This is a genomic window from Clostridium sp. DSM 8431 (genome assembly GCF_900116755.1).
Classification (GTDB): Bacteria; Bacillota; Clostridia; order Clostridiales; family Clostridiaceae; genus Clostridium.
Genome location: NZ_FPBY01000325.1, coordinates 1 through 1121 on the forward strand (window position 1 = coordinate 1; position 1121 = coordinate 1121).

Below are 1121 nucleotides of genomic sequence, written 5' to 3' on the forward strand. Positions count from 1 at the left end.
TTTTTTATTTTATTCAGTTGTAAAATTATTCAAGCATTTTTGCACTATTATAGGAAATAATATTAATTTTACTTTATTTAGGAGAAAAATTATGATAAAATACCTTTGAATAAAAGGGAGAGAGGTATTTTAACAAAAGATGAATGCAAAAATTAACGAATTAATAAAATTTTTACCACTTATTCAACAAATGTCAGGAATAAATCCTACTATATATGTTTGGGATAAGGAGGGTGTTGTACAAGGTTTATGTAGTTCAGATATTTTACCAGTTGGGTTTGAAATAGGTCATAAACTAGAGGATAAGAATGATAAAATATTTGAAGCAATTAGAACTGGAAAATCTTTTTACAACAAAGTTCCTAAAGAAGTTTTGGGAATAGCTTTTGAAGGGTCAATAACACCTATATTTGATGGAGGAGAAGTTGTAGGAGTTGTAACATATACTTTTCCATCAGATGAAAAAGAAGAAGTTAGATCAACTGCTACAGATCTTATAGCTTCAATAGAAAATACTGAAAAATCTATTGCAGAAATATCATCATATTCTAATAAATTATCTAATAATATGAATGAAATAAACGCTATAACAGAAGTAGTTAATGCTGAACTTAAGGAAGCTATAGAAGTTGTAACTGCAATTCAGCAAAATGCTAAGCTTTCTAATATATTAGCATTAAATGCTTCAATAGAATCAGCAAGAGCAGGAGATGCAGGAAAAGGATTCTCAATTGTTGCTTCTGAAATGAAGAAGTTTGCTAGCTTAAGTGGTGAATCTTCAGATAAGATAAATAAGACATTAATGAATATAGTTAAGTCTATTACAAAAGTAAAAGAAAGCATTGAATTTTCTTCAACTATGACAGGAGAACAATTAACTGCTGTAGAAGAATTAAATAAGGTATTTGAAGAGGCAATGAACTTAGCAAACAAAGCTGCTGAAGCTTGTTCAAGCATATAGTAAAAGTATAGGTCTGTATCTAAGAGATTGATAATTTCTTAGATACAGTTTTTTGTGCGCCCAGCTGGGCGTGCACTAATCGGTGAAAGTCCGTAACGGGGGCTGATAGTGCCAACCGTATAGCTTAAGACAAGGGTGTCCATTGTGAGGTGGAATCTGA

The 1121-nt window shown here is 31.0% G+C and carries 1 protein-coding gene; it reads left to right on the plus strand.

Going from position 1 to position 1121, the window contains the following annotated elements; genetic code table 11:
- Positions 1-139: 139 nt before the first annotated feature.
- Complete coding sequence (locus BM384_RS17160) at positions 140-961, plus strand: methyl-accepting chemotaxis protein (RefSeq protein ID WP_090015502.1); 822 nt, start codon at positions 140-142, stop codon at positions 959-961.
- Positions 962-1121 lie beyond the last annotated feature (160 nt).

Coding starts and splice junctions, on each gene's coding strand:
- BM384_RS17160 (WP_090015502.1), top strand. CDS start 140: ATGAATGCAAAAATTAACGAATTAATAAAATTTTTACCACTTATTCAA.